Source organism: Pontibacter lucknowensis, from assembly GCF_900156415.1.
GTDB lineage: Bacteria > Bacteroidota > Bacteroidia > Cytophagales > Hymenobacteraceae > Pontibacter > Pontibacter lucknowensis.
Window position 1 is genome coordinate 73561 of record NZ_FTNM01000003.1, and the last position, 19544, is coordinate 93104.

Below are 19544 nucleotides of genomic sequence, written 5' to 3' on the forward strand. Positions count from 1 at the left end.
ATAAGTTTTGGTGTTTTGTTAAAAACTTCGCCCTACACTGAAGCCAAAGCGGGGAATGAAAGCAGGTCCTGGCGACTTGGTGTTACTTTCTGTGGAAAGAAAGGGTGTAAAGCCAACCCGCACCACAAGTCCTCCGGTTGGGTTCTGATACCGAAAACCGATGCGGCTGAAGTACATATTGCGCAGCAGGTCAGGCTCGTTGGTGAAGCGGCGGGTATAGCCCAGCCCGAATTCAAAGTGCTTCTGAAAACGCCCGATCATGCCCAGGGCTTCTACCGGCACAACCGGATAAAAGCCTGGTTCCTCTGCAGAGAAGAAGGTATTGCTGGCTATGCCTATCCTGAAAGCTGCCTTCAACATGGACTTCTGGTACACGATGCGGTCAAAATTAGCGGACAGCAGGTCGCCGTTACCCCCCAGTTCAGCATACACTGCATTGCGCGCCCTGAAAGTGTCACGGAAGTTCTGAGCCGAAGCTGTTAGACTGATCAGCAGTAAGAAGCAGAAGAGAAAGCCTCGGGTGAAAGCGCTGGTTAAGTGCATAAAAAGGTTTAGGGGCGACTAATGCAGGTATAGATAATTTACACTTCGCAAATTAGTGATTAATTAGGATATATGAATGTATGAATCAGGATTTACAGGATTTGAAGATGTTCAGGATTGACAATGTTTGAATGTTAAATGCTTTGTATGGATAGGTCGCGACCCAATGCCATCAACTTAAGCTTTTTTCTGTCATTTCGAACGCTAGTGAGAAATCTGAAATGATGCCATTGCTCTAATTTAATCCAGATCTCTCCATACTGTCGAGATGACAGGTTCGGTATAGCGTTTCTTAAGTTGACAACATTGGGTCGCGGCCCTGCCTTTACAGAAGATTGAAATAAAAGAGCCCTGTCAGTTCTACACCAACAGGGCTCCTATACCTGATAGATTCAAATCTTAACTCATTTCAAACTGCAGCCTGAGCAAATTCGCATAGATACCATTGTCATTAAGCGACAGTACTTCGTGCGAGCCTTCCTCTACAATTTCCCCACCATCAATTACCAGAATCTTGTCCACTTTGCGGATAGTAGCCAGGCGGTGCGCGATCACGATGGTCGTACGGTTCTTCATCAACTCATCCATGGCCTGCTGCACCAAATGCTCTGACTCTGAGTCGAGGGAACTGGTCGCTTCGTCGAGCACGAGGATAGCCGGGTTTTTCAGGATAGCACGGGCAATGGCCACTCGCTGACGCTGACCGCCAGAAAGTTTGATGCCGCGCTCGCCTACCAGCGTATCAAGTCCTTCCGGGAAAGACGAGATAAAGTCGTATGCATTGGCTTTGCGGGCTGCTGCTATGATTTCTTCTTCGGTAGCCTCCGGACGGCCATAGGCAATGTTCTCACGGATAGAGCCACCGAAGAGCAGCACTTCCTGCGGCACGATGCCCACATTGGCGCGAAGCTCTGTCAGGCTCATCCGGCGGATGTCCTGTCCATCGACAGTGATGCTGCCCTGGCTCACGTCATATAGTCGAAGCAAGAGCTGTACAATAGTAGACTTGCCGGCACCACTCGGGCCCACCAGCGCGATCTTCTCACCGGAGTTGATGCTGAAGCTGATGTCGCGGAGCACCTGAATGTCCGGTCGGGTAGGGTAAGAGAAGGCCACCTGGTTGTAGCTGATATCGCCACGTACGCGCCTGATCTCGCTCAGCGGACGCAGGCTCTTATCGGTTGGCTCTTCAGTCTCAGCCAGTATTTCCTGTATGCGCTCCGTTGCACCCAGGGCCGACTGGATCTTACCGTAAAGTTCACCCAGACCACCCACGGAGGCGCCGATAAACACGGTATAAATGATAAAGGAGATCAACTCGCCAATGGTCAGGTCGCCGTTCTGCACCAGGGTGGCACCATACCAGATCACGAGGATGATACCGCCAAACAGACCCACGATCACAAAGGAGATAAAAGCACCCCGATAGTTTGCCGCCGAAAGGGCAGCCTTTACAGCTTTGCCAAGCGAATGTTGGTAACGACCAATCTCAAAGTTTTCGTTTGTATAAGCCTTCACGGTGTTGATCGCCTGCAGGGTTTCCTCCACGATGACGTTCGTATTGGCCAGTTCGTCCTGTGTTTTCTTGGAGAGACTCTTGATCTTGCGTCCGAAAACCAGCGTGAGTGCCACCAGCACCGGGAAGGTCGCGAGCATGAACATGGACAGCTTAATCGATGTCCAAAGGATGATGATGATACCTACCAACAGCGTCGTGATCTGGCGGAAAAGCTCGGCCAGCGTGATGGACATAGCATCCTGTACCTGCGCCACGTCCGTGGTGATGCGGCTGGTGATTTCGCCTACGCGTCTTTTTTCATAAAACGGGATCGGCAGCATCATGAACTTGCTGTAGAGGTCTCGACGGATGTCGGCCACGGCGTTTTCGCTTACCTGCGCAAAAAAGTATACCCGGAAAAAAGAGAAAATGCCCTGCGCCAGAATCACGGCGAACAGGCCAAGGGCAATCATGTCGATGTCTTCGAGGAACCAGTCGGCGTTGCCGGTGGAGGAGTCAACCAGCTTGCCGGTAAGCAGCGGGAAGATCATGAAAGTCAGGCTGGAGAGCACCAGGAAGCCCAGACCGACCAGGAATTTAAACTTGTAGGGTAGTACGTAGCTAAAGATCCTGATGCCGCGACGAAAGCTATCTTTGCTGATCTTCTTTCTGCCTTCTTTCTCCTGCGTGCCGTCGTTTAGCCCGATTCCGCGTTTTGCCATTAATGAAATCTATACTTAATAATATGTGCCAACCACAGGTATGACTGCGCCGGCCCGGGAATGTGCAGGTATAACAGCTGATGCGTGCTAAAAATGCCACATACCCGAAAAATCTTACAAAGGTAAGTAAAGTATGGGATATAGCGGCTCTATTTGCGTTATGACAGTTATCATTAATCTAATTCTGGGCATATCATCCTGTGAGTATAGTGGTAGTGCAACTTGTGGATGTGTATGGAGTAAGTTTTCTATTGGCATAGCAGTGGCTGTAGGTATAGCAGCCTGACTTGTTTCATAGCTTCGCCTATGCGGCGGGCACTCACTTTTTTCCTTGATGAAAAAAGTAGGCAAAAAAATCAAGACGCTCCAAACTCGCTGAACGCTCAAACAGTGGAGCGTCGCAACGCGCACATGGCACTGCTGCTTGTGTCATAGCCACCGTGCGAGTTAGTCTTCTAATGCGTGCCAGTGGTACGTAATGGTAATTACAAAACTTATAACTGGGAATTGACAGATATAGAAAAGTCCCCCTTTGAAGGGGGCAGGGGGATGACAATCGTGCACAAAAAAATCACTCTCGGGCTGAGATTCCACTCTGAAGGTAGGCCCCTCTGCAAAGAGAGGGGCAGGTTGATCGTTCACTCAGACATTATCAATCCTGTAAATCCATGGGGGTAGGGAGGCTTTTAAATCCTGAAAATCCTGATTCAAACGATATTGCCCATAGACCCACAAACGTCAAAAACCCGTTCAATATCAATACTTCAAAACCGAAGGTATAGCCGTTGAACCACTCGGCGGAGTTGGCGCTGATGAGGTAGGTGAGCATGGGAGCAACCAGGCAGATGGCCGGCACGAAGCGGTCGCGGACCTGGCGGCGGGTGTAGAGGCCGAAGGTATAGAGCCCCAGCAGCGGCCCGTAGGTATAGCCCGCCACTTGCAGTAGCGTCGAGATCAGGCTTTGGCTGTTAATTTCATTTACTGCTAAGATCACAAGCATCATCACAACCGAAAAGCCAATGTGCACGATGTAGCGCAAACGCACCCGCTCGTGTTCGTTGCGCTCTTTAAAGTTGAGGAAGTCCACGCAAAAAGAGGTGGTGAGCGAGGTGAGGGCGGAGTCGGCGGAGGCGTAGGCGATGGCGATGATGCCCAGAATAAAAGCGATGCCTACCACAGCCGGGAAGTGGTTTAGTGCCAGGAAAGGGAATACATCGTCGCCACGTGCAGGGAGGTCTATACCTTTAGCGGAGGCGTACAGGTATAGCAGCGCACCCAGCGAAAGGAACATGACATTCACGACTACCAATATCACGCTGAACCAGAACATGTTCTTTTGCGCCTCGCCGATATTTTTGCAGCTCAGGTTCTTCTGCATCATATCCTGGTCGAGTCCCGTCATCACGATTGTGATAAAAGCGCCTGAGAAGAATTGCTTCAGAAAATAGGTGTTCTCCTTGTACTCCCAGTTAAACACATTGCCGTACTCACTGGCTGATATCGTGTCGACCATCCCCTGAAAGCCCAGGTTCAGTTCATCCGAAACCACCCAGATGCTTACCCCAACCGCCAGTAACATGGCCGTGGTCTGGAAAGTGTCAGTCCAGATGATGGTCTTCATGCCACCCCTAAAGGTATAGGCCCAGATCAGCAGAATCGTAATACCCACCGTCACCGCGAAAGGAATGCCCATCTCATCAAACACTGCCAGTTGCAGCACGCTGGCCACCAGAAAGAGGCGTATGGCAGCCCCCAAGGTGCGCGAAAGGAGAAAGAAGCCTGCCCCGGTTTTATAGGACCAGAAGCCAAAGCGTTGGTCCAGGTAGGTATAGATGGAAACCAGGTTGAGGCGGTAGTAGAGCGGCAATAGCACCGTAGCGATGACCACATAGCCTGCCAGGTAGCCCAAGACGAGTTGCATGTAGGTGAACTGCAGGTCGCGCACCATGCCCGGCACCGAGACAAAAGTTACGCCTGAGAGCGTCGCGCCGATCATCCCGAAAGCCACAACATACCAGGGCGATTTGCGGTTGGCCAGAAAAAAGGTGTCGGAATCAGTGCTCTTGCCCGTCAGGAAAGAGATCAGGATCAGGATGCCGAAATAGCCGATGATCAGGCTGAGGATAAGCGTTGCAGACATGTGGGTTGCCGTCGTGAGGCTGCAAATATAGCACAGCCAGCCGATTTTCGGGCTATAGCAGCTCGCGCAGCAGCACCGGCTCCCCGATGGCAGGTATACGCAGGCCCTGCATTATGCCCGAAGTAGCTATCTGCTTCAGCAGCCGCACCGGTTCACCGGCCGGCTCGTCCGACAGGTCGAAGGTGCCGTAGTGCATCGGGATGAACGTACCCCCTCGCAGTACATTATAGGCGCGAACCGCTTCATGCGGGTTCAGGTGACTCTTCTGCATCAGGAAACTCGGACGATAGGCACCCACCGGCATCAGGCACACATCCATCGGACCAAAAAGCGCCTCGATTTCCTCAAAGTGCCCGTTGTAGCCCGTGTCGCCTGCAAAGTAGAGCTGCATGGTCGCGGTTTTGATTAGAAAGCTTCCCCACAATACCTTGTTCATGTCAAACATACCGCGGCGATGCCAGTGTGAAGCCGGTAGAAAGTAGATCTCTATCCCTTCCGGGGTAAGGTCGAACTTCTGATACCAGCCTGCTTCCTGATAAGGCATATGCGGCTCAGCACTGCGCAGCAAATCACCGGCCCGAAGCGGCAACAGCGCCTTCAGGTCAGGGTTTTGACGGTACAGGGTTTTGATGGACCGCTCGTCGAGGTGGTCGCGGTGGCCGTGCGAGAAAAGCACCAGGTCTATACCTGTCAGTTGCTCCGGCGCACAGGGCAGCCCAATGCGGCGCTTTATCATGGGCAGGTCGTAGAACACGGGGTCTGTGATCATGGTCAGCCCGTTTACCCGGATCAGGAAAGTAGCATGCCCCAGCCAGACCACCATGTCTTCTGTGGAGTCGATAAAGTCGGTTCCGTAAACTATGGGAGGGATATAATTGTCGGCTTTTTTCTCCTCCCGCTGTGGATTGCGGGTAGTTTTCCAGCGCAGCACTTTGCTCAATTTAGGGGTATAGAGCTCGCTGCCGTTTACAAACTGTCCGTTAATGGTCTTGTTGCCGCGGAAATCTGGCTTCACCACATCCAGTTTGTCGTTTTTCAGATGTCTTACTGTTTCGTTCTTCTGCCTCAAAATCTGAATAAGCTTGTTTTCAGGGATTATAAACACGATAACGCACCCGAAAGTTGAAACGTGTGCGGAAAATTAATTAAAATACGGCAGCAGGCATAAAAAAACGCCTTCCCTGTTCAGAAAAGGCGCTTTTAATTTTTTATGCGATGCAGGGAGCTGTTACCAAAAGCTACCGCCTCGGCCTACAGATACCGGATGCTGGAAAGGCCCATAGAAGGGGGAAGCACCATTGGAGTAGCGCATGCCACCTGTCACCGAAAAGTGCTCCGTAATTTTATAGGTTGCCCGGAAATCCATGCCCTGACGGCCTGGTGTCATAAAGTTCATGTAAGCCGGATTCTGGGCCGGAACATTCGAGAAGTCCTTCCACACGCTGCCACTCAAAATAAGGCGGTCATTTACCAGGTAGTCAGCACCCACATGGGCAATGTAGTGGTTGCTCGGACTGGTGCGCATCAGCGTTGTGCCTCCGTCTGAAGTAGGTACGCTGTACTGGCCCGGCATCACCGACATATAGGTCAGGCTGCTGAACACACGCAGACGCGGGTTAAGCTGATAACGAACCGTTGGCTCCAGGTAGGTGGCGCCAAAACCACTGCCAAAGCTGGCGCCAGCGGCCAGACTATAGCTGAGGCGTTTTGCCGGCATCTCAAATTTCGTCGGCCGCTCCTCTTCAGAAGCCGGGGCTGGCCTTTCCTGCAGGGCAGGGGCCGGGGCAGCTTCCAGACTGGCTTTCTGGCCTGTCTGTGCCAGGACGCTACCTGCAAAAAGCAGGCTGCAGGTCAGTATGGTGCTTAAAAATATTTTCACGTGAAAACTCGCTGTTGAATGTGGTACTAAGTTAAGGCACAAATGCTTCTGAAACAAACAGGTGTCTATTTCCAAACGAGGCCGCAAGTCTTTTGTTGTCAGTGGCTATACCTGTTGCGTAGAGCCGGCACCAGGAAACGTGATTGCCTGCCCAAGTGCTTTTATCCGGAAACTTATTTCTTGTCTTTCACAGGTATAAGCCTGCCCGTAAAGGCCAACCAGAAGCTGGAACCCAGCAATAACAGGTAGTTCAAGGTATAGGTCGTTGCAACGGAATCAGAAACCAGTCTGCCGGGAGCGAAAAGGATGCCCTTTATCATCCCGTTGTCTAACAAACCCAGGAGCGCGAATACAATGGCGATGACCAACACAAGTCCTGCATGTTGCAAACCCAGTTTCTTGCGCCTGATGGCGATAAATGAGAGTATCACACCAAACAGTGCCCCGGCATAAGGCGCACCCTGTAGCACCAGCTTAAATCTGTCGATGCGGGCATTGTTCACGCCATACCTAGAGGCGCTTTCCTCAAAGGCTCCTAAGTTGTCCGTTTCCAGGTATAGCTCGGCCAACGGCATATCGTAGATGTAGCCCAGCGCAACGAAGGCGTAAGAAGTCAGCAGCACGATCAGACTATACAGCAGGATTACTTTTGGGTTTATACCTTGCATAGTTACTTTGTCTTGGCTCCCAGCCAAGCCTGTCTGAATTGCTGCATGGCCGGCGTCAGCTCTTTGCCAGCCGCCTCAAATGGTACAACCTCCAGGGTTGGGATTTCTTCCATGATCAGGGTGGCCTTCCGGACGGTGCCGTGGCGTTGGTAGGTAAGGGGCACGCTGTGGGTTGGCTTGAGCCTCTTCATGATCTTCTCCATTTCCTTTTCGCTGGTTACCTTCCTGCCATCGATTGTCAGGATGACATCCCCACGGTCGAGGCCGGCTTTATAAAGCGGAGAGGTCACATAGGTGCCGTTCATGAGTTTAGCGCCTTGCTTGCTGTAGGCAAAATTGGCCATGCCAAGGCCTGCTTTGCCCGGGTTGTCTTTCCGAACCTGTAAACCGGCCTCGGCTAGTAGCGCGGCGTAGTCCGGCAATTCACTGCCGTATACCTGTCTTCTGAAAAAATCAGCGGCCCAGGCAGTGTCTTTAGTCACTTCGGCCAGCGTCTGCTCCAGATCGTGCAAGGTATAGGGCTTCTCCGGTTGACCGTATTTCTGCCAGAGCGCCTGCATGTAAGCATCCAGGGTGGTGTTGAAGTCGCGGCGCAGGGTGAGATCCAGTCCCAGGCCCAGCACACTGCCATAGGTATAATAGGAGATGAAGGTGTTGTGACGGTTGTGCGGATCCACGGAGCGGGCGGCATCCACGAAAGGAGCCTGCAGGCTCATCTCCACCAGACTGTGGTAGTGGCGGCCTGGTGAGAGCAGCACGTAGTTCAGGTCTCCGGCCAGGTCGCTGCTGTACTTTTTCAGGTCGAAGATGCCGGTGCGGCGCATGGTTAGGTCGCCGTAGTAGGTCGTAAAGCCCTCGGCCAGCCAGAGCGCCTCCGACATGTTGGCTTCCTGAAAATCAAATGGCTCCAGACTGGCAGGGCGCAGGCGCTCCACATTCCAGGCATGGAAAAACTCATGTGACACTGTGTTGAGCAGTGGATTCATAGAGGTGAGTAATGGCCTTGAGCTGGTCAGGATGGTGGAGTTGCGGTGTTCCATGCCATCGCCCACCGCCTGTGGCCCGTAGCAGGCAATGAAGGTATAGCGGTCAAAGTCGAAGTCGGGCAGCTTACCGAAAACGGCCTGCTGCTCGGCCACAATCTTTTTGGTGCTGGCCACATAGCTATCAAACGCCGCCTGCGTGCCCTGGTGGTGCATGGCCACCTGTATAGTCTTGCTTTTGGCACCGTCCTGTACCTGCCACTCCGCAAAAGCAAAGTCGCTCAGCTCAGTCGGGCTGTCCATCAGGTACTGAAAGTTCGGCGCCTGGAATGTCGAGTCGTTCAGAGGCTGCAGCTGCGTGGCCACTTTCCAGTTGCTGCCCTGCGGCATGCGGAAAATTACACGGGCGGGTGCCTGCTCAAAGCCGCGGGCATACGTGAGCGTAGCGGGCATATTCAGGTGTGCATGTGTCTCGTCGATGCCGGTATAGGTGCCGTCGGCGTGGTCGCCAAACAATGTATAGCTCAGCGTGACTTCTCCCTGGTGTCCGCTCACATGCCACTCATGCGGACTAAAGCGGCTGACACGTAGTTCCTGCCCTTTGCTGTCGGTGGCTTTGACGCTGTACACGTTTTTGGCAAACTCATGCAAGGCGTAGCGGCCCGGCGAACTGCGCGGCATGAGCACCTGCAGTGTATCGCTTTTTATACCTGTAAACGTCACGCTGATCTGTGCCTCGTGGTGCACGGCGTTCGGGAAGGAGAGGTGGTAGCGCACTTGCTGCTCCTGTGCCAGCAGCGGCGTGAGCGTCAGCGACAGGGCAGCACACAGGGCGCCAAAAAGTCTCGTGGACATAAGGGAGTGTTTGGTTCGAAAATAAAAGTAGGGATTTTATAGCTGTTGCGCAAAGCCGCTATACCTTGCGATAGACCTTGGCCTGCACCAGTCCGCCGTAAAATGAAGCTGCCTGTAACTCCTCCAGGGGTAGCCTGGCGAAATGGTGTTCAAAATCAGGCAGGCGGGTAGCGCTCACCTGACTCACTTTTCCGAAGAAGGTGTACATGCTTCTTAGTAAAATCCGCTGCCAGGCCGGAGCCGGTACCTGCGTAGGCCAGAAATCACTGAACAGCCAGAGCCCCTGCGGGCGTAGCGCAGCGCACAGCCGGTCCATCAGGTATGCCAGCCGCTTATACGGAAAGAGGTCGAGCAGGAAAGGGGTGAGGATGACGTCAAAGGTTTCGCCATGCTGTAGGCTGTCTTCTGTGCCAAGCCGGAAGGTGATGTCAGGAAGAGCAGACGGGATTCTCTGCCCGATGCGCCTCCGGGTCATCGCCAGCATTTTCTCCGAGGCCTCCAGGTAAGTGACTTCCGTCAGCGGTCTATACTTGAGCAGCTGCTCCAACAACCAACCCGAGCCTCCTCCGATCAGCAGCACGTTCGCTTTTGCAGGTATAACCGACAGGTGTTCTACCTGTGCCCGCCGCAACGCATTACCAAACACCAGACGCGAAAGGCCGTCATAAACTGGGGCGATGCTGTTGAAATTGGTGTTGCTCACATTTTTTGTCATTTCGACCAAAGGGAGAAATCTGGAGCGTTTCAAACTATTATTTTCTTTTACCGGTTGAATGGCAAAAACCTTTATTGATGTTATGTCTGGTCATAACTATTTCGTTTACATAACCTCTAATCCAAAGAAGACCACACTCTACATTGGAGTAACAAATGAATTGACTCGCAGGATGGATGAACATGTCTTAAATGCGGGCGTCCCTACTTCCTTCGCTGGTCGATACTATTGCTTTAATCTCGTTTACTATGAGCGTTTTACTTACGTACAGCACGCCATAGAACGCGAAAAACAATTGAAAAAGTGGAGCAGGAAGAAAAAGGATGAGCTAATAAGAGACTTCAATCCTGAATGGAAACCATTGAATGACGAAGTTAAGGATTGGGAGGATTAACATGCTGTTTTCGCTCCAGATTTCTCACTGGCGTTCGAAATGACAAAAATGAACAATCATAATGCACAGTCAGAATTTCACCGATCATAATGCTCCTCTACAATCCCTTTGAGTTTCTCGAGCACATACTCTGTGAATTGTTTGAGCAGGCTCTGGCTGTTGCCTTTGAAGACTTCCCTGAACTCCTCTGCCTTGCCATCATATAGAAAAGACACGAAAATAGTGCCCACCGGCTTCTCAGAAGTTTCAGAGCCTCCCTCGCCGGCAAGTCCCGTGGTAGCGACGCTGATATCGGCATCGAGCGCCTTCTTCAATCCCATCACCATCTCATTTGTTACCTGCTGCGACTCGGCGGTGTAGAGGTCCAGGGTATCCTGTTTTACGCCCAGCAGTTTTTTCTTGGCTTCCACATTGTAAACCACCAGGCTGCCGATCAGCACATCGCTGCTGCCTTTGGCTTTTACCAGTTCAGAAGATAGCATGCCAGCCGTGCAGCTCTCTGCAAAGGCAATGGTCAGCCCATTGTCTTTCAGCATCATGGTCAGTTCGGTAAGCTCCGTTTGATTCATAAGGTATAGTCGTATTCAGATAAGGGTGCTTCTCATACTGTTTTGTCCTCCGCGGGGTTACCTGTCAGCGGGTAGCGTTGCAGGATGCTGTAGCGGGGATGCGGCGAACCTAACTCCGAATGCCAGACCGCGATCTCGTTCACCTCCAGCGTGACAGGGTAATGCGGGTGGAAGGGCTCCAGGTTGTGGGGCACCGGACGGTCTTTACGGAAACGGGCCAGCGTGACATGCGGCTTGGGTTCCCGGCTAAGGGGTGGTTCTGCAGAAAGCGCCTGTGTGAGGCTGCGGCTCAGTTGGGCAAAGACGTCATGGCTTTTAAACCGGGCCCAGATCAGGCGTGGGGATCGGGGTTTGGGTCCGGGCTCTATCGCTTCCAGTTGCAACGTAAAAGGGGCAAACTGCTGCGCCATGTGTGCGGTGACATCCTGAATAGTGTCTAACTGACTGGCGGGCACGTTCCCGATAAAGTAGAGCGTCAGGTGCAGGTTGTCGATCGGAACCTGGCGGATGGCTTCGTGCTTATACCTGCCTGCCTGTTCGCTAAAATACTTCTTTAACTCCTCGGGCAGTGGTGCTGCAATGAATAGTCTGGTGGTCTGGCTCATGTGCTGCGGGTCTATCCTGTATGGCTTCGCATACGTAATTAGTCGGCAGGCGTATACTAAACCTATGCTAAAACCAAGAACCCTGGATATTCATGATACGACACTATTATAGGAAGCTGGCAGCAGGCTTTGCCTTGTTCACCCTCGAACTGATCTTTGTGATAGCCGTTTTTCTGGCCTGTGTACTGGTGTTTTTATATGTCAGTGCCGAGGTCGCCTCCGCAGCCGGTCCGATCAAGTTCGACGAAGCCGCTTTTGCCGTGGCTGCAGACATGCAAAGCACCGGTTTTACGCGGTTTATCGAGTTCATTACCTTCTTTGCCTCCCGCCACTTCATGACGGCGGCGGCCCTGCTGCTCATCGCCTACTTTCTGTTTGTGCGGCGGCACAGGTGGTATTCGCTCAAAGTGCCGGTGGTGGCGCTGGGCAGTATCTCGCTCAACCTGGTGCTCAAGTTCTTTTTCGACAGACAACGCCCTGACATGCCGCTGGTAGATGCCTCGGGCCTGAGCTTTCCGAGCGGACACTCCATGATTGCCGCCTCATTCTACAGCCTGATCATCTACCTGACCTGGCAGCACGTGGAATCCAAGCCGCTCCGAAATTTTTTAGTGGCCCTGCTCGTGATTTTCATTTTACTCATCGGATTCAGCCGCATCTACCTGCGCGTGCACTATGCAACCGATGTAGTGGCGGGTTTTGCCGCTGGCATTCTGTGGGTTATCATCGGTATCGGGCTGCTGCGTCGTATCGAAAAGTATACCCGCAAAGAGATCGCCCCGGTGGTGGAGGAAGATTGATTTTTAGTGAAAGCAATTTTTTTTCGGGTGGGCTATTGCAGATAATAATTTCTGTTATACCTTTGCAATCCCAATCAACAAGGGTTAAAGGGTTTTGGGAAACACATTTTGATTACTACCAAGCGCGCACGTGGCGGAATTGGTAGACGTGCAGGTCTCAGAAGCCTGTGCCTTCGGGCGTGGGAGTTCGACTCTCCCCGTGCGCACTAATCCAAAATGTAAAAAAGCCGGCTGCAAAGCCGGCTTTTTTGTTTTTATACCTTTCGTGGCGCTTGTGTGTGAGCCATTGGCTCCTCCTTCTTTATCTCCTCACTTTCTTCAGGCGTGAGCGCAAATTCTTTGGATCGGAAGGCGATGTAAAGACCCGTTAGTGCCACCGTGACTGAGAGCAGATAAAACGATAAGCTGATGGTCAGGGCAGTGTACTTTTCCATTGGGAGCAGGTTGGCAGCCTGCACAAAAACGTATTCCCGGGCACCCAAGCCTCCGACCGTAAAAGGAAACAGGGATACCAGCGAAGAAACCAGAAACGTAAACAAGTAGGCTGTAAAAGGCTGCTCTGTGTTCAACGCCAAAAGAATCAGTACAATGCACAGAACTTGCAGCAATTGCACCACCAACGCTTTTGTGTGACTTGTAACAGCTACCCGGGAACTGATGTCAAAAAATCGCCTGAGTAATACAAAGTATACCACAGAACCGATCATATACAAGGAAACAGGTATAAGAGCAGGTAGTTTGATCTCGGCTATCTGCGTGAAAAGCAGGGTGGCTATACCTGTCATTGCCCAGAACCCGCTTAGTCGATCCAGGAAAATAGCACTCAGTAGCTTTCTGGCTGGTTTTTGAAACCTCACCCGGAGCAGGTAAATCTTGTAGGCGTCTCCGCCAATTCCTGCCGGCAGGAAAAGGTTGTAAAACATACCCAGGAAGTACAGTTTGAGGTTATACAGAAAAGGAAGAGCAAGCCCCTTTGCTTTAAAAAAAACACGGAGCCGCGAGGATGAAACCACCTGGGAGCCAACCAAGGCCAGCAGGGCCAGCAAGAAGTAAAGCAGGTTGCTTTGTCGGTATAGCTCCTGCACCTGGCCGATGTCTATTTTCCTGAAAACAAGGTATAGCAATATACCTGTTACAAGTATTTTGAGGGGAGTCTTGATGGTATGCCATATCGCCCGCTTTCTCATCAGCTTGCCAGCTTCTCTGCCACCACCTGCAAGGGCTCTTTTGAAGGATCAAAAATCCGCCTGACGTGATAGGTTTTGCTGTTGTTGCTCTTAAAGTAAATGCGAACGCATATTTCTGCCAGAATACCGATCGTGATAAGCTGTATACCTCCCAGGACAAGCATCAGCCCCAAAATAAGCAGGGGCTTTCCCCAGATATCCTGCCCCAGCAGCTTCAGAATCAGCAGGTAGAAGTTCACGAGCAAACCCAGGCCTAAGGAAATAAAACCCATCGTGCCAAAAAGGTGCATGGGGCGCTGTATGTATTTGCGAAAGAAAACCATGGTGACCAGATCAGCCATGACGTTGATGGTGCGGCCTATACCGTATTTTGACCGGCCAAATTTTCGGGGATGGTGCTTCACATCCACCTGTGCAATGTTGGCGCCCTGCATTTTGGCCAATACAGGTATAAAACGGTGCAGTTCGCCATAGATGTCAAGTTCCTGCGCTATTTCCCGCTTAAATACTTTTAGGGTACAGCCGTAGTCTTTGATGTGTACCCCCGTCATGCGGCGTATCAGGTTGTTGGCTATTTTTGAGGGAATTTTGCGCAGCAGCACATCGTCCTGCCTGTTTTTTCGGTTGCCGGCTACGACGTCCCAATCTTCTTCCTGCATTTTTTGGAGCATGCAGGGGATGTCAGAAGGGTCGTTTTGAAGATCACCATCGAGTAAGGCAATGTAGTTTCCTGTGGTATGATCTATACCTGCGGTGATGGCGGTGGACTGCCCATAGTTTTTGCGCAGCTCGACCAGACGGGTGTTTTGGTCTGCCCATTTCCTTATTTCCCCGGGAGTGCCATCCCGCGAACCATCATCTACAAAAATGGCCTCGTAATCGATGCCGTGCAGTGCATGCCGGATCGATTCCAGCAGCGGTTTGATGTTCTCGCGCTCATTCAAGACAGGGATAACGACTGATAGCTCTTTCATGGTGCCAGGGATTTATAATTGAATGAGATACATATAGGAAAGCGCCTCCTGCCTCGTGTCAGGGTGGAGGAACTTCCACTTTACTTTGGAAACATGGTAGTCCTGTGCCTGGAACTGTTGCTGAAACGGAATCCCGCTTTTCTGAAGTCTGTCCAGGCCTTCTTCGTCAGTTACAATCCAGAGGTTCTTATTTACCTGACTCAAGGTTTTGATACGGTCCAGCGTAATGGTTTCGTGCAGGTAAGCCGTGTTGAAGTCGTATGAAAAGCTCCTGTCCATCTGGTAGATAAACACCTGGTCAGGGGTGATGTTTTTCTCTGTTGAGAGTTTGGCCAGTGTGGTGCCCGCCTGGTAGTTGAGCAACTGCGGGTAAAAGTTGGTATGGTGCATGAAAAAGAAGAAAACAGCTCCTGTAACAGACCAGTAGATGGTTCTTTTGCTTTTCTCCAGGTTCAGGAATAGGGTGCCGAGCCACACGAGCAGCAGCAGGCCTGCCAGCAACATTACCCACATCGATTGAAAAGGAAAGACCCAGAGGTTGAGGATCAGGCCAAGCAATGCCATGCCAGTGAGTACAAACAGCTGCGTATACCAGTAGATTTTAGTTTGTCTGGGTGAGTTCCGAGTACTGTGTAGGTGGCTGGCGAGCAGCAGCGCGATAAGCGGGAACAGAATATTGAGGTAATGCGGCAGCTTGAACTTAGACAATGAGAAGAGCGCAATAAAGAATACCGGTGCCCCCCATGTTATGAGTTCTAGCGCATGCTGGTAGTGGAACCTGGTGGCTATAAAAATCCTGGCCCGGGCAATCATAGCATAGACACCTAGCAGACTCCAGGGAAGGAAGGCCCATAGGAAAGTGTGCAGAAAGAAGGTGACGTCTCTTTTCCTGGTCGAAAAACTCTCTCCCTGCATCCGCTCAAAATTCTGATCCCAGAGAATAAATCTCGCCCCAGATACATTTGTCTTGCCGCGCACTTCCAGGGCAGGGTGCAGATCAAACTGCACATAGTAGGCATTGAGCACCGGAGAAATAAAGACGAAAAACAGGAGTATTAGGAGTAGCCACCTGCCATGAAAAAGCATGCGCCAGTTGCGCTGGTAAAGCAGGTGCAGCAAAATGGCGACGGCTGGCACGACGGCTCCTACCCAACCTTTGGTAGCAAAGCCCATAGCCAGTCCCAATGCTGCCAGCACAAGGTGAAGGATCTTTTTGTGCGCTATGTAAGCACACAGTTGCCAGATCGCAAAGGTTGCTGAGCCCGTTAGCATAGCATCCATCCTGACATCGTTTGTAGATAGCACATAAGCAAAGGCAGTGGCGAGGATCAGGCCCGCCAGTTTGCCAACTTCTTTATTGTAAAGCAGCCAGCCCAGCCGGTAGGTCGCATAGGTGCCCAGTATGGTGAACAGGAAAGAGGGAAACTTGTAGGCAAAAGCGTTTACGCCAAAGATATGGTACGAAAGTGCTGAGGTCCAGAATAACAGATGGGGCTTGTCCAGGTAGGGTTTTCCCTGGTCTATCAGGTGCGTATAATTTCCGTCGAGGTACATCTTGAGCGCAATGTTGGCATGATGGGCAGAGTCATTGTCCATAAGCGGCACGAACAGCGCAGGGATGTAAAATAAAAGGAGCAGTAAGTAAAGGGCACTATAGGGTACGCTTAGGGCCGATGCCGTAGTCGGAGTAGAGGTTACGCTTGTAGCCTGGTATCCCATTTATATCGTATTCAAAAATCAAATTGTGTCTTGATATTATACTGTTTGAAAATGAAATAGATTTGGTTTTGACCTTCGAAGATTAGTACCAGCTTTATCCATGATCAGCCCCTAACAGCCACCTTTCAGATTTTCATTCCGAATCGTGCACCAAATTTTTGTCTGAACCAGGATTTACAGGATACAAGGATTTACAATATTGATTATTCAGAAGATGAATCCTGAAAATTATAGAATCCTGTAAATCCTTGGGGTAACGGCCCTATGTAAAGATTAAGACCATTCAGCAATTCAACAAATCCCTTTGTCTTCAGGATCAGGTAGCGTATTTTAGGGCTGTCAATCGCCTCTCTAAACAGAAACTATGTCCCGCCTGCTTGTTGCCTGCCTTTGCTATACCTTCTTTCTTGTGGCTATACCTGCTGCCTTTGCCCAGCACCCGGATCAGGTAGCCGAAGTTAAAGCCCGATTGGAGCGTGAACGACAGGAATTGCGACAGGAGAAGGCCAAGTCACTGGCAGACAGAGCCGACCGCATGCTGGATCTCGGCATGTGGCAGGAGGCAGAGGCGCTTCTGCAAAAAGCAGCTGCATCTAGTGACGTGAAGCTGACAAAAGCCCGGCTTGCCATGCTGCAGCACAAGTACCACGCCGCTGAAGCGCTGGTAGGAGAGGTGCTAAAACAAGCGCCTGCCAACCGGGAAGCACTGCTGCTACAAAGCAAACTGCAGATACAAGCCTGGGAACTCCCAGCAGCCATGGCTACAGCCCAGCGGCTATTGCGTAACGACCCGAAAGACGAGGAGGCCACTTTAATCACAGGCCGTATTCTGATGCTTCAGAAGCGTTACAACGAAGCCCTCGCACAGGCTGTGAAAGTGCAGCGTTGGAATCCCAATAATTCGGCTGCTTACCTACTGGAGTCAGATGTGCTGTTCTGGGATCAGAAGCCAGAAGAGGCCGAAAAGCCACTTGTCAGGAGCTTGACGCTGAATCCATTTGATGCTGATGCCCGTTTCAACTACGGCTATGCCATCTGGCGCCGGGTGGATGCCACGCAGCTCAACGCCATGGCCGCGCAATGGGAGCTGGCGCTGGAACTCAATCCGCTGCACTACGTCACGCACTGGCACTGGGGCAACGGCCATACCAATCTCACCTATGCTGACTATGCCCAACCGGAAGATGAAGCTGTGCGCAAAGCGCTGCAGTCGGCTGATCTGTTGATCTCTCAAAGCAAACTGCAGGAGGCCCTGACCGAAATACGCAAGGTGCAGCAGGCATATCCGGCCTCTGTATTGCCTGACATGCTCCGTGGTTCTGCTTATTACATGGCCTTCGACCTGCCGGATCAACCTCGACTCGACTCCGCCGAAGTGATCTTTCAGCGTATTCTGCGCCGGAAGCAGCATTACGGACCGGCGCACAATGCCCTGGCCGCAGTCATCAAGCAAAAGCAGCTCGTGTACCTGGCCGCCTATGATTCGCTCACGCAGATCATCCAGCAAACTAAGATCGCCGACCCGGTCAACTTCGCCCGGGTGTTTCCGGATGTGACGTATTACCCTGGAGAAACCGTGCAGAAAATGGTCTGGTCGCAGCTATACGCCAGTACGGTGTATTTCCCTTTTCTGTCGCGACAGGGAGAAAAGTTCGTGATCCCGCCCCTGCACATTGATCTGGCCATTGCCATGAATTCGCCTTATTTCCGACAGGCCACCACATTCGATAACCGCCAGTGGATGGATATCCGGGGAGTGGGAAGCGGAGCGGCTGCCATTGAGTATGTCATCCGGGGCGCCTACCTGGAGCGCAACGTGGTGCTGCATGAGTACGTGCACCTGTTTCATGGCCGGGTTTTTACAGATGCTGAAAACCGAGCCGTGCGTCGTCTCTACCACAATGCGATGAAGGAAGGCCGTTCCCTTGATTACTATTCCGCCAACAATGAGCATGAGTATCTGGCCCAAACCTATCCCGCCTATTTTGAGCCTGTCAAAGTGCACCCGCTCAACCATAAGTCCATTAACACCACCGGCGACCTCAAAGCAAAGGATCCGGAACTTTATACCTTCCTGGATAAACTGGTGAAGCGGCAGGAAGCTTACCTGGCTGGCGACAAACAGGCCATGGCCAGTAACTGGGCGCAGGTATACCTGAACCTGGCTGAGCGCGAAACCAGAGCGCACAACTTCCCGAAAGCCGCTGCGCTGCTCGACTCTGCCCTGATCTGGGACGCCAATTACCAACCCGCCCTGCTGGCCTATGCCGGACTGAAGCAAAGGCAACTAGCCTTCGATGAAGCACAGCAGTGGCTGGATCGGGCCCGCCAAGTGAATAAAGACTATGCGCCTATCTATACCGCTGAGGCTGACTTGCTGGAGGCCCGACGCAGAGCAGGGCAGCTGACGGTTCGCCGTGCCGTGCAGGAGCAGCAATTGCGCTATGACCAGGCCCTACTGTTGGAGGATGACCTGCTCACCCGCGCCCGCATCAACCAGGCTTTCCGTGAGATGTACACTTCCTACGGACGGCTACCCGAGGCGATTGCAGTAGGGGAACGCTATGTGCAGAATGCCCCGACCATCTCGACCTACCTGCGCGACCGCCGCGACGAGGCGCAGGCCTATACCAGCTGGTTACGTGGCACGGCCGCCCCATCGCAGGAGGCGGAGCGTACCCTGGCGGCACTGGTAGCCCGTAAACCGCAACACTACGAACTTCGCCAGCAGTATGCCGAGGTGCTGGCCACACAGGGCAAGTATACCGAAGCGATTGCGACTTTGGCAGAAGCGCAACGTATACTGGCAGCAGCAGGGACTCCTCGCCCGGGTTACATGGTGCGCATGGCTGCCTGGCAGTTGCAGCTCGGTGACAAAGCCGCCGCGCAGCAGTTGCTGGAGCCTGTCAGCAGCGGAAAAGTGCGTGCCCGCAGCGAGGCCACCCTTTTAGCCCGGGTATATGCCGGCCTGGGGGATGCCCACAAGGCGCAGGAAGAACTCAAAAAACAACCCGTGCAGCACACCCCTGCCGAGCTGGCCGATTTTCTGTTTGCCTCCGGTAAGGTATGGGAAGCGGAGAAAGAACCGAAACGTGCCCAAAAAGCATACGAAGCTGCCCTACGCGAAAACCCGTACCTCTACGAAGCCCGCCAAAGCCTGGTAAGGCTATTGCATCAGGAAGGTAAAAGCGGCCAGGCCGAACGCCTGCTGGCTGCAGGTATAGAGCTGGGGTATAAGTTGTGAGTTGTCTGAATCAGGATTTACAGGATTTTAAGATTTTCAGGATTATCTA

At 52.2% G+C, this 19544-nt stretch carries 16 protein-coding genes and 1 tRNA gene; 4 read left to right on the top strand and 13 right to left on the bottom strand.

Annotation, left to right across the window (positions count from 1 at the left end):
- Nucleotides 1-18: 18 nt before the first annotated feature.
- The 8 genes from BW972_RS11155 to BW972_RS11190 all read right to left on the bottom strand — a co-directional run bounded on the left by BW972_RS11155 (nt 19) and on the right by BW972_RS11190 (nt 9991).
- Complete coding sequence (locus tag BW972_RS11155; protein ID WP_007657386.1) at nt 19-543, bottom strand: hypothetical protein; 525 nt, start codon at nt 541-543, stop codon at nt 19-21.
- Between the two features lie 399 nt (nt 544-942).
- Entirely contained in the window at nt 943-2763 is a 1821-nt protein-coding gene (locus tag BW972_RS11160; protein WP_076422191.1) for an ABC transporter ATP-binding protein, read from the bottom strand.
- Nucleotides 2764-3415: 652 nt separating this feature from the next.
- Nucleotides 3416-4903 carry a sodium:solute symporter gene (locus tag BW972_RS11165; protein WP_076422192.1) on the bottom strand — a complete coding sequence of 496 codons (1488 nt, stop codon included), beginning with the start codon at nt 4901-4903 and terminating at the stop codon, nt 3416-3418.
- A gap of 52 nt (nt 4904-4955) precedes the next feature.
- On the bottom strand, nt 4956-5972 hold the full coding sequence (locus BW972_RS11170) for an MBL fold metallo-hydrolase (protein WP_076422453.1): 1017 nt from the start codon (nt 5970-5972) through the stop codon (nt 4956-4958).
- Between the two features lie 159 nt (nt 5973-6131).
- Nucleotides 6132-6782: a porin family protein gene (locus BW972_RS11175; protein WP_234986356.1), complete on the bottom strand. Its 651-nt coding sequence runs from the start codon at nt 6780-6782 to the stop codon at nt 6132-6134.
- A gap of 173 nt (nt 6783-6955) precedes the next feature.
- Complete coding sequence (locus tag BW972_RS11180; protein WP_076422193.1) at nt 6956-7450, bottom strand: hypothetical protein; 495 nt, start codon at nt 7448-7450, stop codon at nt 6956-6958.
- A gap of 2 nt (nt 7451-7452) precedes the next feature.
- Complete coding sequence (locus tag BW972_RS11185; protein WP_076422194.1) at nt 7453-9288, bottom strand: M61 family metallopeptidase; 1836 nt, start codon at nt 9286-9288, stop codon at nt 7453-7455.
- A gap of 58 nt (nt 9289-9346) precedes the next feature.
- Entirely contained in the window at nt 9347-9991 is a 645-nt protein-coding gene (locus BW972_RS11190) for a class I SAM-dependent methyltransferase (protein ID WP_234986357.1), read from the bottom strand.
- A 94-nt stretch (nt 9992-10085) separates the two neighbouring features.
- Here BW972_RS11190 and BW972_RS11195 point away from each other — a divergent pair, with 94 nt between their 5' ends.
- Nucleotides 10086-10397: a GIY-YIG nuclease family protein gene (locus BW972_RS11195; RefSeq protein WP_007660292.1), complete on the top strand. Its 312-nt coding sequence runs from the start codon at nt 10086-10088 to the stop codon at nt 10395-10397.
- Nucleotides 10398-10474: 77 nt separating this feature from the next.
- Here BW972_RS11195 and BW972_RS11200 read toward each other — a convergent pair whose 3' ends face one another.
- Complete coding sequence (locus BW972_RS11200) at nt 10475-10966, bottom strand: CinA family protein (protein ID WP_007660293.1); 492 nt, start codon at nt 10964-10966, stop codon at nt 10475-10477.
- A gap of 32 nt (nt 10967-10998) precedes the next feature.
- A complete protein-coding gene (thpR, locus tag BW972_RS11205) occupies nt 10999-11571 on the bottom strand; it encodes an RNA 2',3'-cyclic phosphodiesterase (RefSeq protein WP_076422196.1) in 573 nt (190 codons plus the stop codon).
- A 92-nt stretch (nt 11572-11663) separates the two neighbouring features.
- Between thpR and BW972_RS11210 the strand changes: the two genes are divergently transcribed.
- Nucleotides 11664-12371, top strand: coding sequence for a phosphatase PAP2 family protein (locus tag BW972_RS11210; RefSeq protein ID WP_076422197.1), 708 nt, complete (start codon nt 11664-11666; stop codon nt 12369-12371).
- Between the two features lie 124 nt (nt 12372-12495).
- Nucleotides 12496-12577 (top strand) — tRNA-Leu (locus tag BW972_RS11215).
- Nucleotides 12578-12625: 48 nt separating this feature from the next.
- On the opposite strand, the gene BW972_RS11220 is transcribed toward BW972_RS11215, so the two are convergent.
- From BW972_RS11220 to BW972_RS11230, 3 genes are read right to left on the bottom strand one after another with little or no spacing between them, the layout of a single operon-like run.
- Nucleotides 12626-13558 carry a lysylphosphatidylglycerol synthase transmembrane domain-containing protein gene (locus tag BW972_RS11220; RefSeq protein WP_076422198.1) on the bottom strand — a complete coding sequence of 311 codons (933 nt, stop codon included), beginning with the start codon at nt 13556-13558 and terminating at the stop codon, nt 12626-12628.
- Complete coding sequence (locus BW972_RS11225; protein WP_040574836.1) at nt 13558-14532, bottom strand: glycosyltransferase family 2 protein; 975 nt, start codon at nt 14530-14532, stop codon at nt 13558-13560. The genes BW972_RS11220 and BW972_RS11225 overlap by 1 nt, the downstream gene beginning before the upstream one ends.
- A 12-nt stretch (nt 14533-14544) precedes the next feature.
- Nucleotides 14545-16251, bottom strand: a complete 1707-nt coding sequence (locus BW972_RS11230) for an ArnT family glycosyltransferase (protein ID WP_083674152.1) — start codon at nt 16249-16251, stop codon at nt 14545-14547.
- Between the two features lie 364 nt (nt 16252-16615).
- Between BW972_RS11230 and BW972_RS11235 the strand changes: the two genes are divergently transcribed.
- Nucleotides 16616-19495, top strand: coding sequence for a tetratricopeptide repeat protein (locus BW972_RS11235; RefSeq protein WP_076422200.1), 2880 nt, complete (start codon nt 16616-16618; stop codon nt 19493-19495).
- Nucleotides 19496-19544 lie beyond the last annotated feature (49 nt).

Bases quoted from the DNA above. Each gene is read 5' to 3' on its own strand.
- BW972_RS11155 (WP_007657386.1), bottom strand. From the start codon at position 543: ATGCACTTAACCAGCGCTTTCACCCGAGGCTTTCTCTTCTGCTTCTTA.
- BW972_RS11160 (WP_076422191.1), bottom strand. From the start codon at position 2,763: ATGGCAAAACGCGGAATCGGGCTAAACGACGGCACGCAGGAGAAAGAA.
- BW972_RS11165 (WP_076422192.1), bottom strand. From the start codon at position 4,903: ATGTCTGCAACGCTTATCCTCAGCCTGATCATCGGCTATTTCGGCATC.
- BW972_RS11180 (WP_076422193.1), bottom strand. From the start codon at position 7,450: ATGCAAGGTATAAACCCAAAAGTAATCCTGCTGTATAGTCTGATCGTG.
- BW972_RS11185 (WP_076422194.1), bottom strand. From the start codon at position 9,288: ATGTCCACGAGACTTTTTGGCGCCCTGTGTGCTGCCCTGTCGCTGACG.
- BW972_RS11195 (WP_007660292.1), top strand. From the start codon at position 10,086: ATGTCTGGTCATAACTATTTCGTTTACATAACCTCTAATCCAAAGAAG.
- BW972_RS11200 (WP_007660293.1), bottom strand. From the start codon at position 10,966: ATGAATCAAACGGAGCTTACCGAACTGACCATGATGCTGAAAGACAAT.
- thpR (WP_076422196.1), bottom strand. From the start codon at position 11,571: ATGAGCCAGACCACCAGACTATTCATTGCAGCACCACTGCCCGAGGAG.
- BW972_RS11210 (WP_076422197.1), top strand. From the start codon at position 11,664: ATGATACGACACTATTATAGGAAGCTGGCAGCAGGCTTTGCCTTGTTC.
- BW972_RS11220 (WP_076422198.1), bottom strand. From the start codon at position 13,558: ATGAGAAAGCGGGCGATATGGCATACCATCAAGACTCCCCTCAAAATA.
- BW972_RS11225 (WP_040574836.1), bottom strand. From the start codon at position 14,532: ATGAAAGAGCTATCAGTCGTTATCCCTGTCTTGAATGAGCGCGAGAAC.
- BW972_RS11230 (WP_083674152.1), bottom strand. From the start codon at position 16,251: ATGGGATACCAGGCTACAAGCGTAACCTCTACTCCGACTACGGCATCG.
- BW972_RS11235 (WP_076422200.1), top strand. From the start codon at position 16,616: ATGTCCCGCCTGCTTGTTGCCTGCCTTTGCTATACCTTCTTTCTTGTG.